Genomic DNA, 14604 nt, shown 5'->3' with positions numbered 1-14604 from the left:
CACACCCTCGTTGAAACCGTCCTTGCCGGCCTGTTTGGTCTGGTCGAGGTTCACACCGTTCTGGACGCCCAGGGCGTCCATGCTGACCTGGACCACCAGGTCCGCGGCCATGTTCTCCAGCGCCGCCACGGCCGGTTCGGTCATCACGGAGACGATGTGACCGACCGCCTCCTCCATCGCGCCCGTGATGAGCTTCAGCAACTGCTTCTTCGTGAACGCGATCGCGCCGGCACCCAGCAGCGCGGACAGGCCACCGGTCACCGGGATCAGCGCCATCGCCAGCCCCGTCTGACCGGCCAGAATGCCGAGCTCCGCGACCGCCTTCCACTTCATGGTCTCGATCGCGCCCGCCGCCATATCGAGCGCGCCCGCGATCGTCCGGGCGGCGGAGATCATGTCCTTGAGGTGTTTGCCCTTGACCTTGCCCCAGTGCTCGTTCAGCGCGTCCATCGCCTCGCCGTGACCCGACGACAGCAGACGCTCCATGTGGTTGTTGGCGAGCTGGCCGTCGTCGGCGAGATCGTCCGCGAACTCCCGCAGCGCGTCCGCCATGTCGCGGTACGCGTCCTCGTCGACGTTGGGCCAGTTCACCCCCACCAGGTCGAGCAGCGTGTCCGCCCAGTCTGGCACTGTCACAGCCATGGTCGAAGAGCCCCCGTGCGTAAACTTGTTCGCAGAATGCGAGTGCGAATACTTTGTCACGGGAGGGCACGCACGATCAACGCGACCTCCTCTCGTCGGGTTGGTGCCCTGCGGCCGGCGCGGTATTCGGGCCCGGACCGCGGCTCCGACTCGTACAGCGATCTATCGCCACAGAGCGGTCCACGTGTGCCTGGGCACTCGGCCGCGAGGTGCGCGCCGGCGATGGGATTGATCGTCTGGGCGGTCGAGCGGATGGAGAGGCCGTTCTTGAACTCGAGGCGAATGGGCGATCGCGAAGGCGGGTCCCCTCCCGGACACCGCGGCGTCGCCAGGCGGTCGTTCACGGGCTGTCGGCGGTCCGCCCGGACACGCTGTCAACCGCCTCGCTCAAGCCGCTCAGAAGAACCCGAGCTTCTTGGGGGAGTAGCTCACCAGCAGGTTCTTCGTCTGCTGGTAGTGGTCCAGCATCATCTTGTGCGTCTCGCGGCCGATGCCCGACTGCTTGTAGCCGCCGAACGCGGCGTGCGCCGGGTAGGCGTGGTAGCAGTTCGTCCAGACGCGGCCCGCCTGGATGGCGCGGCCCGCGCGGTAGGCGGTGTTGATGTCGCGGGTCCAGACGCCCGCGCCCAGGCCGTAGGCCGTGTCGTTGGCGATGCGGACCGCGTCCTCGAAGTCCTGGAACGAGGTCACCGAGACCACCGGGCCGAAGATCTCCTCCTGGAAGATCCGCATGCGGTTGTCGCCCTCGAAGATGGTGGGCTGGACGTAGTAGCCGCCGGAGAGTTCGCCGTCGTACTCGATCCGCTGACCGCCCGTGAGGATCTTGGCGCCCTCACTGTGGCCGATCTCCAGGTAGGAGAGGATCTTCTTCAGCTGCTCCTGGGAGGCCTGGGCGCCGATCATCGTGTCCGTGTCCAGCGGGTGGCCGGGGGTGATCGCCTCGGTGCGGGCCACCGCCGCGTCCAGGAAGTCGCCGTAACGGCCGCGTTCGATCAGGGCGCGTGAGGGGCAGGTGCACACCTCGCCCTGGTTCAGGGCGAACATGGTGAAGCCCTCGAGGGCCTTGTCGCGCAGGTCGTCGTCGACGGCCCAGACGTCGTCGAAGAAGAGGTTCGGGCTCTTGCCGCCCAGTTCGAGGGTGACGGGCTTCAGGTGCTCCGACGCGTACCGCATGATCAGCCGGCCGGTCGCGGTCTCGCCGGTGAAGGCGATCTTCGCCACCCGCGGGCTGGAGGCCAGCGGTTTGCCGGCCTCCTCACCGAAGCCGTTGACGATGTTGACGACACCGGGCGGCAGCAGATCGGCCACCAGGCTCAGCCAGTAGTGCACCGAGGCCGGCGTCTGCTCGGCCGGCTTGAGGACCACCGTGTTGCCCGCGGCCAGTGCGGGAGCCAGCTTCCACACCGCCATCAGAATCGGGAAGTTCCACGGGATGATCTGGGCGACGACGCCCAGCGGCTCGTGGAAGTGGTAGGCGACCGTGTCGTCGTCGACCTCGCTGAGCGAGCCCTCCTGGGCCCGGACGGCACCGGCGAAGTACCGGAAGTGGTCGATGGCGAGCGGGATGTCCGCGGCCAGGGTCTCCCGCACCGGTTTGCCGTTCTCCCAGCTCTCGGCGACGGCGAGCTTCTCCAGGTTCGCCTCCATCCGGTCGGCGACGCGCAGCAGGACCGTGGCGCGCTCCGCCGCCGGGAGCCGGCCCCAGGCGGGTGCGGCGGCGTGCGCCGCGTCCAGGGCACGCTCGACGTCCTCGGCCGTACCGCGGGCGACCTCGGTGAACGGCCGACCGTTGACGGGGGAGGGGTTGTCGAAGTACCGGCCGCGGGCGGGCGCCACGTACTGCCCGCCGATCCAGTGGTCGTATCGGGACTCGTACGAGACGATCGAGCCCTCCGTACCGGGCGCCGCGTAACGGGTCATGTGCTGGCCTCCTTCGGACGGCGCCGTCCGCCCGCCGGCCGGCGCCCGCGGCGACACTAGGGACGTGTACGTTGCGACCCCGTTGCACGCGCGGCACCGCCCGACAACTCGGCGTCGAGCGCCCGCAGCCGGGCCTGCACGGCCGCGCGCCGCCCCGCCGGTACCGCCGCCGCCAGGGCCTGCCACACCTCGATGTCGTCCTCGCCCCAGGTGCTGTACACCCAGTCCGCCAGCAGCCCGGCGTCACCGCGCGCCACCAGCGCGGCCCGCAGCTGGTCCGCCAGCCGCCGCCGCAGCCGTACCACCGCCGGCGCGCACGAGCCGGGCAGCAGCGGTCCCGGGTACGCGCCGACGGCCGCCGTCACCTGGCCCGAGGCGACCCGGCGCGCCACCGCGTCGAAGTCCGTGTCGACCGGGGCGGCCAGCCGGTAGGGGCGGGACAGCAGTACCCCCGGGCCCAGCAGACCGCGCAGCCGGGACAGTTCGGCCCGCAGCGTCACCGGAGTGACCGACTCGTCCTCGTAGAGCGCGGCGAGCAACTCCTCACCGCCCAGGCCCCGGGGATGCCGGGCGAGCACCACCAGCACCTCGCTGTGCCGGCGGCTCAGCCGTACCGTCCGGCCGTCACCGGCGGCCAGCAGCGCTTCGTCCCGGCCGAGCGCCGAGAGCCGCAGCCGGTCACCGGCCGGCGCGGGCGACAGCAGCGCCAGCTGCGACTCGGCGGCCCGCGCCACCGCCTGCACGAAAGCGAGGCTGTGCGGATGCGCCAGCCGGTCGCCTCCCGTGATGTCGACCGCCCCCAGCAGCCGCCCGGTCCGCGGATCGTGGATCGGCGCCGCCGCGCACGTCCACGCCTGCACCGGGCGCCGGAAGTGCTCGCCGGCGAACACCTGCACCGGCCGGTCCACGGCGACAGCGGTGCCCGGCGCGTTCGTGCCGGCCGCGGACTCGGCCCACCGCGCGCCCGCCACGAAGTTCATCCGCCCCGCCCGCCGCAGCGTCTCGGGATGCCCCTCCACCCACAGCAGCCGACCGTGCCCGTCGCAGACCGCGACCAGGTGCTCCCCGTCCGCGGCGTAACCGCCCGTCAGCTCCCGGATCACCGGCATCGCCGCGGCCAGCGGATGCCCCTCCCGGTACGCCCCCAGCTCGTCCTCGCCCCACTCCACACAGGCCGCCCCGTCCGGACTCACCCGTGCTCGCGCCGACCGACGCCACGACGCGGCCACCACGGCCCGCACCGCCCCGCGCACCTGCCCGCCCGCCGTGAACTCCTCGTGCGCCCGGCGCAGCGCCCCGGCCCGCTCCACCGGATCCACGCCCGATTCCAGGGCCACCCAGGGGTCGTTCAACCCACCCTCCCCGCCGTTCCGGAGCAGTCGTCGCCGCCATCGTGGCGCCGGGGGCGCGCACCGACAAGCGGGCCCGCGTCATGTGACCGACGGCCGCTCCCGTACAGTGGACCGCGGGCCGTGACTGGCGCTTGGGTGGATCACCACCGGGGAGCGGCCCGGCGGCACACCGGTACGCACCGAGAGCGCCGCCGATGCCGTGCGCCTGGGCGATCAGCGATACGCGACGACGCCGAGGAGCACCCTTGTCCCTTCCCACCACCGCCCGGCTCATGGACGGCAGCGGCCTCGCCCGCCGCCTCGTCGAGGAGACCGCGGCCCGCGCCGCCGGCCTCGCCCGCCGCACCGGCACGCGGCCCTGCCTCGCGACCGTCCTGGTCGGCGAGGATCCGGCATCCGTGACGTACGTGCGGATGAAGCGCGCCCGTTGCGAGAAGGCCGGTATCCGCTCCCGCCACGTCGAACTGCCCGCCACGACCACCACGGCCGAACTGGTCGCCACCCTCGAAGGCCTCTCCCAGGACCCCGAGGTGCACGGCATCCTCCTCCAGCACCCGGTCGGCCCCGGTATCGACGAGCGGGCCGCGTCCGAAGCCATAGCCCCGGAGAAGGACGTCGACGGCGTCACCACCAGCTCCTTCGCGGCCATGAGCTTCGGCCTGCCCGGGTTCGTCTCCTGCACCCCCGGCGGCATCATGCGGCTCCTCGACGCCTACGACGTCGACCCGGCCGGGAAGCGCGCCGTGGTCGTCGGCCGCAGCGCCATCCTCGGCAAGCCCGCCGGCATGCTGCTGCTGGCCCGGAACGCGACGGTGACGTACTGCCACTCCTACACCGCCGACCTTGCCGCGGCCGTCCGCGAGGCGGACATCCTCGTCGCCGCCGTCGGCCGGCCGCGTTTCATCAAGGGTGAGGACATCAAGCCCGGCGCCGTGGTGATCGACGCCGGCTACAACCCCGGCAACGTCGGCGACGTCGACTTCGAGTCCGCCGCCGCCCGCGCGAGCCTGATCACCCCGGTACCGGGCGGCGTCGGCCCGATGACGATCGCGGTGCTGCTCGCACAGACGGTGGACGCGGCGGAGTGCCAACTCGACGGGCGTGTCCGCGCGTAGGAGCCGTCCTCCGGCGGGGGGCGACGATCGTCACCGGGTCGGCCGACCGCACCGACGGGCATGGCATGGCGCATCAGTGAGCTCGTCGCCGGCCGTGCCGGCCCCGGCCGACTCGCCGTATCGCCGGAGCGAGGAACCGGCCGGCCCGAACTCGGCAGTGAGGCGGAAGCACCGAGATCGGGCCCCCCGACGCCGGCTTCGGCGGCCCACGACCCACGCTCGTACTCGGCCCACCGGCAGCACCCCATGGCGCGCGAAGCTCCGCATACGCATCGACACCGGCCGGACCGGCACCGAGAACCGGCGCGTCCTGGCCGAGCCGGAAGGCAGCCGGTTCTGCCTCCCGCACACCAGGCTCCAGCCCCTCCGACCCTTCCGACCCCTGCGGCCCCACCGGGCCGCGACCCTTTCGCGGGCCTAGGGCGTGTTTCGAAAGTCCCGTCTGGCCGGGGGAACTTGCGAAACACGCTCTAGGGCCGGGGCAGCACCGACGCCACCTCACGGAGCCGGCGGTGCATGCCCCGGTGGGGGTCCCCGGCCGGCAGCCACTCCTTGCGGATCTTCGCCACGCAGGTGTAGTTGGTGTCGCACACGTTCGCCAGCGGTGCCTCACCCGCCTGTGTCACCAGCTGGTAGGCGTCGAGCCGGGACAGCCCGTAGTCGCGGGACAGCCACTCCACCAGATCCAGCTGGGAGACCCTGAAGGCGTCCTCCAGCGGGCGGGCCGAACCGGTCGACATGATGTGCGTGTCCGACTCGATGCGCGGCCACGGGGTCGCCACACCCTTCAGCAACTCGACCACCACCATGGTGTTCATCGCACACTCCACCGCGACCCCGCAGGTCTCGCCCTCACCCTGACGGGCGTGGCCGTCACCCAGGCTCAGCAGCGCGCCCTCCACGTTCACGCCCAGGTAGCAGGTGACCCCGGCCCGCATCTCGGGCGTGTCCATGTTCCCGCCGTGCGCGTCCGGGACGAGCGCGGAACGCACCTCCAGATTCGCGGGCGCCACCCCGACCGTGCCGTGCATCGGGTCCATCGGCAGCTCGATCTCGATGTCGGTGTCCCGCGCGCGGAACAGACAGGTGCGCCGCGTCCGGTCCAGCTCCCACATCCACACCACTTCCGGCAACGGCTCCTGCAGGGTCGCCGTGGTGTGCGTGGAGGTGAGCGCGCCGAAGAGCGGCACGGTGGTCGAGGCGGCCCGGTCGCGGGCCGGCTCGATGGACACGAAGTGCACGGCCACCGTGTCCCCCGGCTCGGCTCCCTCGATGTGGAAGGGCCCGGTCTGCGGATTGAGGAACGGGAACGTGCACACCTCCGAGACCAGGTCCTTCTCGGACCGCACCCGGCCCGCGAAGCAGTCCTCCGTGTACAGGTCGAGTACGGTGCCGGGTGCGATACGGGCGATCGGCGGAGCCCCGCCGAACGTCCAGGCGTACTGGCCCTCTTCGGGCCTCACGGTCACGATCCGCGGATCGGTCATCCTCGCCGTCCCTCCCATGGTGGTGGCGCCCCGGGTCTCGGAGCCGTCGATCTCCACCATGCCCGGCGAACGCGCGCGGTGCGCGGAAAGCGCCGCGCGCCCGGCGGTGACTCCGGGCGCGCGGCGCACGCGTACGGAACGCGGGACGCGGGTGACGCGTGATGCGGGCCGCGGACGCGGGTCAGGCGCCTCCGGGCACTCCGGCGGGGCGCCCGCCGCCGCGTGTGAGGCGATAGCCGCCGATACCGGCCAGCGCCGCGAGTACGGCGCCCCCGGCGGTCCACAACCAGCGGTTCGACCACCACCCGGAGGCCCAGCCGTCCTCGGGCTCCACCCCGGCGGAGGAGCCCTGGACGAGCGGGGTGGACAGGCTGCCGTCCACCGCCGCCGCGCCACCCGTGTCGTCGACAGCGACGTCCAGCGACGCGTCGAACGGCTGACCGACGTCCGCCGCGGCCAGCCGCACCGCCGTCAGACGCACGTAGTACGCCCCCGGCAGCGGGTCGTTCGACCACGGCTCGGCCCAGGCGCGCACCGTGCGCAGGTGACAGGTGAGCTCGACCGACCGGGTGCCCGCGGCAACGGTCTTCGTCTGGTGCCCGAAGCGACAGGCCTGACGGCGCCGCAGCCCGTCGTACACGTCGATCTGCCAGGCGGACTCGGCCTGCGGCGAGGCCGACTCGGGCAGCTTCACCGTGGCGCGGACGGTGGCCCGCTGCGCGGCGTCGGCCGGGAACTGCCAGTACAGGTAGTCACCCGTCGAGGCCTGCGCCGTGGCGCGCTGTCCCGGGCGCACGGCGGTGGCCGTCCGGAACGACGTACCCGCCTCGGTCGGGGCGGCCGCCTCGCCGTCGCCACCGCTCGCGGCCGGTGACGGCGAGGCGGCCACCGCCACGCCCGGCAGGCCCAGGAACGCGGCACCTGCCAGCACGGCCGCCGCGGTGAGGATCCTTACAGTACGCATCAGTTGGTCCTCCACACGGAGATGCGCCAGCGCGAAAGCCAGCCCCACACCACACCGGCCACGAAACCGGTCAGGATCAGCACCCCGAGCAGCCACCAGCCGCGCCCGAGCCCGAAGAAGGCGGCGTCGGACGCATCGTCCGGACCGTCCACGACCTCGATGCTCAGCTCGACCGGCAGGCCGGGCTCGGTCTTCACCCCGGCGGCCGCGGAGAAGGAGTTGCTCACCCGCAGACACACCGTCTCGGCCGCCGGCTTGTCCGCGTCGGAGCCCGAGTCCGTGTCGGCGTCGTCGACGTCCGGCTTCGGATAGCGCAGGCCGGTCGACATCACATCGGTGCGGCCGTCGCCCGCGGCCTCGCCGCGCACGATCTCCCGCCCGTGCACGGTCGACGCGCGAAGCAGCACACCGTAGTCCCGGTTCACCGCACGGTCGGCGGTGACGCTCACCGAGGCGCGCAGCTCCTGGCCGGGCAGGACGTCAACCCGGTACCAGCGGTGCTCACCGAACGTCTCACGGTCGGTGTACAGCCCCGGCTTCAGCGCCGGGGCCTTCTCGCACCGGTCGGCGCCCTGCGTGGCGACGGGCGTGAGTGTGGGCTCGGCGGCCCGGTCGACGAGTTGGCTGACCCGATCCGACAACTCCTCCGTGTGCCGCACCGACGTGTACGTACCGCCGGTCGCCTCGGCGATGCAGACCAGCTGGGCACGGGTCTTTGCGTCGGGCACCAGTCCGAGCGTGTCGATGGTCAGGTGGATGCCCTTGGCCGCGATCTCGCGGGCCACCTCGCACGGGTCGAGCGGGGCGCAGGTGTCCTCCCCGTCGGTGATGAGGACGATGCGGCGGGTGGCGTCACCGCCCTCCAGGTCCTCGGCGGCACCCAGCAGCGCGGGCCCGATCGGCGTCCAGCCGGTCGGCGCCAGGGTCGCCACGGCGGTCTTCGCCTCGGTCCGGTCCAGCGGACCGACGGGGTAGAGCTGACGGGTGTCCTTGCAGCCCGTCTTGCGGTCCTTGCCGGGGTAGTCCGCGCCGAGCGTGCGGATGCCGAGCTGCACTTCCTGCGGAACGGCGTCGAGGACCTCGTTGAACGCCTGCTTGGCCGCCGCCATCCGGGACTTGCCGTCGATGTCGGTGGCCCGCATCGAGCCGCTGACGTCCAGCACCAGTTCGACCTTCGGAGCCGGTTTCCGGTCCGGTTCGGCGTCGGCCCGGGCGACTGCCGGGAACAGCCCGCCCGTCAATGTGACCAGCAGGCCGCACAACCCGGCCGCCAGTCTTTTTCTTGTGATCATCGCCGGATCATATTGATCTCGGCGAACGCTCCCCAACTCGGCCCGAACCGCGAGAATGACGCCATGGCCGAACCCGCAGAGACCGCGCCCTGGAACAGCTCCGTGACGCCCAAGGACTACGCCGGCGGCAAAGAGCTCTATCAGGCGGCGGTGATGGAGCAGTACAAACTGTGCGTCGAGATGGCGGACCGGGTCAGCGCCCGCCGCAACCTGACCAACACCTTCTTCCTCTCCCTGAATTCGGCTCTGGTGGCGGCCCTGGTCGGGCTCGGTGCCACCGGACTGCGCGACGTGGCGAGCTGGCTGCTCGTCTCCGGCACGTCGATCATGCTGGCGCAATGTGCCGCCTGGTATCTGATGATCCGCTCCTACCGCCAGCTCAACGGAGCCAAGTTCCGCGTCATAGGGGAGCTGGAGGCCCGGCTGCCCGCGTCCCCGTTCTCCCGCGCGGAATGGCGGGCACTCGCCGAGGGCAGGGACTGGCGGGTCTACCTGCCGCTGACCCACGCCGAGCAGTGGACACCGCTGCTGTTCGCCGTCGCCTACGTGACCGCCGCGGTCGGAGCGTCCCTGTGACCCCGGTCCCGGACCCGGTCCCGAACCCGGACCCGGACCCCGTCCCGGTCGTGACCCCGGGCCCGGCTTCCGTCCCCCCTGTGCGGGCAGTGCTGTTCGACTTCTCGGGAACGCTCTTCGGACGCCTGCCCGGCCATGACTGGCTCTTCCCCAACCCCCCTCACGACCCGGCCGAACACCGCACCCGCGCCCGCGTCGTGAGGGCGCTGCGCGCGCCGCACGAGCTGCTCGACGCGATGAACCCCCGCGAACGCGCCGACTGGGAGGGCCGCGATCTCTCCGCCGGGGCCAACCGCCGTGCCTACGCCACCCTGTTCCGCCTGGCGGGCCTGGCCGACGAGACCCTCTTCCGCACCGTCTTCGACCGCCTCAACGACCCCCGCCGCTGGTTCCCCTACGACGACACCCGTCCGGCCCTGGAACGGCTCTCCGCGGCGGAGGTTCGCGTCGGGGTGCTCAGCAACATCGCCTGGGACATCCGCGCCGTCTTCTCTCTCCACGCCATGGCCCAGTGCGTCGCCGACTACGCCCTCTCGTACGAACTCGGCGCCTGCAAGCCGGCCCCCGAGGTGTTCACCACCGCCTGCGCCCGCCTCGGCACCGAACCCGGGGAGTGCCTCCTCGTCGGCGACGACCCGGTCACCGACGGCGGCGCGGTGGCGGCGGGCCTGCGTTTCGAACTCGTCGGGACGGGCCCGGTGGGGGAGCGGCCCCCGGTACTGGCGGCGGCGCTGGCGCGGCACGGGCTGTGAAGAGGTGCTTCAACGCGCGCGCAGGCGCGCCTCCGTGATCAGCGCCGCCACGTCGTCGGTCGTGGCGGACGCGGGTCCGTGGAGGCCGTCCGACACGTCCCAGATACGGACGGTGTTGTCGGCCGATGTGGTGGCCACGCGGTGGGGGCGGTCCAGCCACAGGGCTTGCAGGACGGCGTCGCCGTGGCCGAGCAGGGACGTCAGCTCGGCCCCCGTGGCCGAGCTCCACACCCTCGCCGTGCGGTCCTTGGAAGCGCTGATCAGCAGATCACCGCTCTCCGGCGACCAGGCCACGGACTCGACACCGTCCGTGTGCCCGAGCAGCTCCAGATCGGGCAACAGCGTGTCCCCGGTGCGCCGCAGGACCCGGACGGTGCCGTCGGTGCAGCCGAGGGCGAGGCGGTCGCCGGCCGGATGCCAGGCGAGGCTCGTGAACACCTTCTCGGCCCGGTACTCGGTCACCGTCTCCATGAGGGAGTTGACGGTGACGAGGTTGTCCTCGCCCGCGACCGCGAACTCGAGGCGCGTCGGATGCCACGCCACGGCGCGCAGGAAGCTGGAGTGCCGGGTCCACTGGCGCGACGGCTCCAACGGCCGCCACACGTGCGTCTGGTAGACCCGCGGCAGCCAGGTCCGGTCCCGTGACGCGACGGCCAGCCAGTTGCCGTCGCACGACCACTGGGCGTCATGGACGCCGTCGTGCGCGTCGGAGAGCACGGCCACGGCTTCCATGGCCGTGGACAGGACGATCACCCTGCCTTTCGCCGAGCCGACCGCGAGGAGGCCGCCGTCGGGACTCCACGCCAACGAGTTCACATCGGCGGCCACGGCGGACAGATGCTCCGGCAGCGAAGACGACGTCCACAGATCCCGACTCCGCGGGTGCCGTGCCAGGGCCGACCCCGGGTGAGAGGACGGCCCGCGTGTCTCCAGGCACTCGGAACCGATCTTCCAGGTGAAGTGGCTGCCGTCGTCGGCCACACTTGTGAGCCGGTCGCCCCGGTGCGACCAGGCCAGATCGCACACACCCTGCCCATGGCCGGTGAGCCTCACCAGCTCGGCCCCCGTCAGCGTGTCCCAGACACCGACGGTCGCGTCGGCGGACGCCGTCGCGACCCGGGTGCCGGCGGGCGACCACGCCACTCTCCGCACTTGGTCGTCGTGGCCCCGCAGAGTGGCGTAGGGCATATCACCCACCCCGGAAAACAGCGTCGCGACATTGGCCTGGTTCCCCGCGGCAATCCGGCCGTCGTGCGAGAAGCGGACCGTCCGCGCCGGACGCGGTTCCGCGCCCGCGGCCCAGAACCCGTTGGCGTGGAGCATGAGTGCCCGGCCGTTCCCCATGTGCACTTGGGCCCACCCGTCGTCCCGGGCCAGCGCCACCCCTCCGTCCCGTGAGATGTCGGCGTCCCAGATCTTCACGGGCTCACCCTTCTCGTCCACCGCACGCCAGACCCCCACCGGCTCCCGGCTCATCCCCTCCGTCTCCCACAGGTACGCCCCGCCGTCCGCGCACGCGACCAGCACGTGTTCACCGCGCGCGTCGAAGCGGACCGACCAGGGGCGGTCGGGCAGTTGGATGAGACGGACCTCGCGGCGGTCCGCGAGGGACCAGAGCCGTACCGTCTCGTCCGTGGCCGCCGAGGCGATCAGGTCGCCGTGGGGCGCCCAGGCGACCGAGCGGACCCAGCCGACGTCGGTTCCCCGGCGTTCCTGGCCGTGGCGGAAGACCGCCAGGCAGGCGCTGGTGCCGGCGTCCCACACCCGCACCGTGCCGTCCTTGGAACCGGTCACGAGCTTGGTGTCGTCGGGCGACCAGGCCACCCCCCACAGGCCGCCCTCGTGGCCGGTGAAGGACCGAAGGCGCCGGCCCGCGGCCATGGCGCGCAGCAGTGCCCGGCGCCACCGGCCGAGGTCGGGGGCGTGCAGCAGCATCCGTACCAGCAGGTCGCCCTGCGGGGAACCGTCACCGGCGAGCACCCGCAGCGCGGCGGCCGGGCTGCCGTCCAGCAGCAGCCGCGCCCGGTCCACGTCGTCGTCCGCCGCCCGCTGAAGCGACAGCCGCAGCATGTCGACGGCGTCGGCCGAGAAGTGCAGGTCCGTCAGGTTCGCCCGGAGCTGTGGCCAGAGCGGGACGAAGGGGTCCCCGTCGCTCCCGGTGCCCGACAGGGCGGGGGAGAGCATGCTCAGGACCCGCATCAGCCGGGAGGACGGCATCAGCTGGTCCCCCAGCCGGCCGAACCCCACCCAGTCCGCGGTGACGTCCTCCACCTCGCGCCGGGCGCGCAGCGCCGTGTGGTCCCGGCCCAGGCTGTCCCGCAGCCTGGGCCAGTGGACGAAGATGCTTTCGTGCGCCACTTCGAGGGCGTTCTCGGTGAGCCGCTCCCAGCCGTCCGCCCCCTCCTCCGGTGCGGCCCTGCCGGACAGCCGGGTGGTGGTCAGCACGCGGCACTCGACGAACGGTTCGAGCAGCCGGCGGTCCGCCTCGCCGAGTTCGTCCAGGGCGACGGGGCGCTTGGTGTATTTTCCGGACTCGTCGACGGAGACCAGCCGCCGCAGGGCACGCAGCACCGTCCGCTCGGCCTCGCGCGGAGGGGGCCATGACCCGTCCTCGTCCCGGACCAGGTCGCGGGCGAGCGCGAACGCTTCCTCGGCCTGGCGCCGCAGCACGTCCTGGACGCGGCCGGCCGCCTCGTACTCGGCGCGGGTGATCGCCCGCGGCGCCCCCCGGCCGTCCGGATTGGCGTACCGCCACAACCGCTCCAGCGCGAACGCCAGCAGGGGCAGCGACTCCCCGCTCGCGTCCTCCTGCAGCATCCCCAGAGCCGGCTCGTCCAAGCGCCAGCCGAGCGTGTTCAGCGGCCCGTTGACCACGTGCGGCAGATCCGCCCGGGCGAGCGGCCTGACCAGGAAGTCGTCCCGCAGGAGCGCGGTGAACTCCTCGTGCCGCATCAGGGCGTCGAGGAAGTCCGCCCTGACCGTGTAGACGAGCCACGCGGTGCCGCGCACGGCCTCGACCAGTGCCTCGACGAGCAGTGCGGACTCCGCGCCGAGCGTCGCCGGCCCGCCGGAGCCCTCGGACGTCTCCCGGGACGGGCGGTCGAGGAGCAGCTCCTCCGCCTGGTCGAGCACGATCAGCAGCCGTCCGCCCGGCACGGCCGCGACCGTTTCCGCGAGCAGGTCGCGCAGCCCGCCCGCGCCCGCTCTGATACGGGCCTCCACCTCGGCCGTCCCGACCGCCGTGGTGAGCCCGGCCCGGCGGCGTGCCCGGGCGACGGTGGCGGAGAGCCCGGCCACGGCGCCGTGCGCGGGGGTGACCGGTCCCAGCACGGTCCACCGCGCGTCCCGCTTCAACCGGGGGACGAGCCCGGCGCGCACGAGGGACGACTTCCCCGCGCCCGAAGGGCCGATGACCGCCAGTGCCCCGCTCGTCCGCCGGCCGGTGAGCGGCTCCGCGAGCCGTGCGATGTCGTCGTCGCGGCCGAAGAACAGCGACGCCTGGTCCTCCTCGAAGGCGCGCAGACCGGGGAAGGGCGAGGCGGCCGTCGGCGCTTTGGACACCCCCGCCCCGGCGACCAGGCGCAGCGCGGTGTCCACCGCCGCGGCCATCGACCCGGGGTCGTCCCGGTCGATCCGCCGGGCCTGCCGGTGATCGAGGATCGCCCGCCCGCGCGGTACGCCGCTGAAGAACTCCAGGCACAGCGCGTCCGGTTTGCGCTCCCGGAAGACGGAGACCTCCCACACGCACCACTCGGCCGACGACCCCTCGGTCGTGATCACGATCAGCGCCTCGGCGGCGAGCAGATCGCGGCGCAGGCTCTCCCGCCACTCGTACGAGGGCTCGGGGCCCGACCCGGGCTCGGCGTAGGCGTAGCAGTCCTGGTACCCGGCGGCGGTCAGCGCCTCGCGTAACCGGCCGGCGATGTCCCCGCCGTCCTGCGCGTGGTAACTCAAGAAGATCCGGCCCATTCCGCCCCCGCCGCCCTCGCCCCGTTGTGCGCCTGCCGGGCATCATGCCACCGTGACCGATCCTTTCCACCCCGTGAGCCCCCGGAGGGTGGCGCCGGGCGAGCACCCCCTGTGGGACGAGGCCCTTGCCCTGCTCAACCGCGACCTGGCGGCGACCTTCCCGGACGAGGGGCCCCTGCGGCTGATGGCTCTCCCGCCGGACACCGCCGGGGAGCCGGAGAACGTGTACGTCACCCTGGCCAACGGCGCGTGGCACGGCAACCCACTGGTCCACACAGGGGCGGCGAGCCCGGCCGGCTTCCTCGTCGCCGTCGCCGACGCCGCCCAGGAAACGATCACCGAGCGGCTGTGGCGGGCGTGGCCCCTGTGCGGCGAACACGACATCGGGATGCACCCCCGCGAGACCGACGGCCGGATCCACTGGTGGTGCGCGGGCGGCGCCCGCCGCCGCGACCCGGCCCACGCCCGTGCCGCCGTCGGTGAGCTCGACGCCCTGCGCCGCCCACGCCGCCGGGGGCGACGGCGGCGCTGAACC

The 14604-nt window shown here is 72.9% G+C and carries 11 protein-coding genes and 1 riboswitch; of the genes, 4 read left to right on the top strand and 7 right to left on the bottom strand.

Annotation, left to right across the window (positions count from 1 at the left end):
* The 3 genes from ACY34K_RS16505 to ACY34K_RS16495 all read right to left on the bottom strand — a co-directional run.
* A partial coding sequence (locus ACY34K_RS16505) for a WXG100-like domain-containing protein (RefSeq protein WP_462747562.1) occupies positions 1-642 on the bottom strand: 642 nt, incomplete at its 3' end.
* 396 nt (positions 643-1038) lie between these two features.
* Positions 1039-2562, bottom strand: a complete 1524-nt coding sequence (gene exaC, locus ACY34K_RS16500) for an acetaldehyde dehydrogenase ExaC (RefSeq protein ID WP_462747560.1) — start codon at positions 2560-2562, stop codon at positions 1039-1041.
* Positions 2563-2618: 56 nt separating this feature from the next.
* Complete coding sequence (locus ACY34K_RS16495; RefSeq protein ID WP_462747559.1) at positions 2619-3914, bottom strand: GAF domain-containing protein; 1296 nt, start codon at positions 3912-3914, stop codon at positions 2619-2621.
* A gap of 110 nt (positions 3915-4024) precedes the next feature.
* A riboswitch (ZMP/ZTP riboswitch) is annotated at positions 4025-4132 on the top strand.
* Positions 4133-4186: 54 nt separating this feature from the next.
* On the opposite strand from ACY34K_RS16495, the gene ACY34K_RS16490 reads away from it, so the two are divergent.
* Positions 4187-5029 (top strand): bifunctional 5,10-methylenetetrahydrofolate dehydrogenase/5,10-methenyltetrahydrofolate cyclohydrolase, encoded by an 843-nt coding sequence (locus tag ACY34K_RS16490; protein ID WP_462747576.1) that lies wholly within the window; start codon positions 4187-4189, stop codon positions 5027-5029.
* Positions 5030-5499: 470 nt separating this feature from the next.
* On the opposite strand, the gene ACY34K_RS16485 is transcribed toward ACY34K_RS16490, so the two are convergent.
* The 3 genes from ACY34K_RS16485 to ACY34K_RS16475 form a co-directional block, all read right to left on the bottom strand.
* Positions 5500-6516 carry an acetamidase/formamidase family protein gene (locus ACY34K_RS16485; RefSeq protein ID WP_462747574.1) on the bottom strand — a complete coding sequence of 339 codons (1017 nt, stop codon included), beginning with the start codon at positions 6514-6516 and terminating at the stop codon, positions 5500-5502.
* A gap of 181 nt (positions 6517-6697) precedes the next feature.
* Entirely contained in the window at positions 6698-7480 is a 783-nt protein-coding gene (locus ACY34K_RS16480) for a hypothetical protein (RefSeq protein ID WP_462747556.1), read from the bottom strand.
* Positions 7480-8772 carry a VWA domain-containing protein gene (locus ACY34K_RS16475; RefSeq protein ID WP_462747555.1) on the bottom strand — a complete coding sequence of 431 codons (1293 nt, stop codon included), beginning with the start codon at positions 8770-8772 and terminating at the stop codon, positions 7480-7482. The genes ACY34K_RS16480 and ACY34K_RS16475 overlap by 1 nt, the downstream gene beginning before the upstream one ends.
* Before the next feature lie 63 nt (positions 8773-8835).
* Here ACY34K_RS16475 and ACY34K_RS16470 point away from each other — a divergent pair, with 63 nt between their 5' ends.
* Both ACY34K_RS16470 and ACY34K_RS16465 read left to right on the top strand, forming a co-directional pair.
* The gene (locus ACY34K_RS16470) at positions 8836-9348 is read left to right on the top strand and encodes a RipA family octameric membrane protein (protein WP_462747552.1); all 513 of its coding nucleotides are present in this window, start codon (positions 8836-8838) and stop codon (positions 9346-9348) included.
* Between the two features lie 80 nt (positions 9349-9428).
* Positions 9429-10100 (top strand): HAD family hydrolase, encoded by a 672-nt coding sequence (locus ACY34K_RS16465; protein ID WP_462747550.1) that lies wholly within the window; start codon positions 9429-9431, stop codon positions 10098-10100.
* A gap of 9 nt (positions 10101-10109) precedes the next feature.
* Here the strand turns inward: ACY34K_RS16465 and ACY34K_RS16460 are convergent, their stop codons facing one another.
* On the bottom strand, positions 10110-14054 hold the full coding sequence (locus tag ACY34K_RS16460; RefSeq protein ID WP_462747548.1) for an NACHT and WD repeat domain-containing protein: 3945 nt from the start codon (positions 14052-14054) through the stop codon (positions 10110-10112).
* A 67-nt stretch (positions 14055-14121) separates the two neighbouring features.
* Between ACY34K_RS16460 and ACY34K_RS16455 the strand changes: the two genes are divergently transcribed.
* On the top strand, positions 14122-14601 hold the full coding sequence (locus ACY34K_RS16455) for a hypothetical protein (protein WP_462747546.1): 480 nt from the start codon (positions 14122-14124) through the stop codon (positions 14599-14601).
* Positions 14602-14604 lie beyond the last annotated feature (3 nt).

This window comes from Streptomyces sp. STAM6, assembly GCF_054963715.1.
This window is presented reverse-complemented; position numbering and strand designations above follow the sequence as displayed.

Bases quoted from the DNA above. Each gene is read 5' to 3' on its own strand.
- ACY34K_RS16480 (WP_462747556.1), bottom strand. From the start codon at position 7,480: ATGCGTACTGTAAGGATCCTCACCGCGGCGGCCGTGCTGGCAGGTGCC.
- ACY34K_RS16470 (WP_462747552.1), top strand. From the start codon at position 8,836: ATGGCCGAACCCGCAGAGACCGCGCCCTGGAACAGCTCCGTGACGCCC.
- exaC (WP_462747560.1), bottom strand. From the start codon at position 2,562: ATGACCCGTTACGCGGCGCCCGGTACGGAGGGCTCGATCGTCTCGTAC.
- ACY34K_RS16475 (WP_462747555.1), bottom strand. From the start codon at position 8,772: ATGATCACAAGAAAAAGACTGGCGGCCGGGTTGTGCGGCCTGCTGGTC.
- ACY34K_RS16490 (WP_462747576.1), top strand. From the start codon at position 4,187: ATGGACGGCAGCGGCCTCGCCCGCCGCCTCGTCGAGGAGACCGCGGCC.
- ACY34K_RS16485 (WP_462747574.1), bottom strand. From the start codon at position 6,516: ATGACCGATCCGCGGATCGTGACCGTGAGGCCCGAAGAGGGCCAGTAC.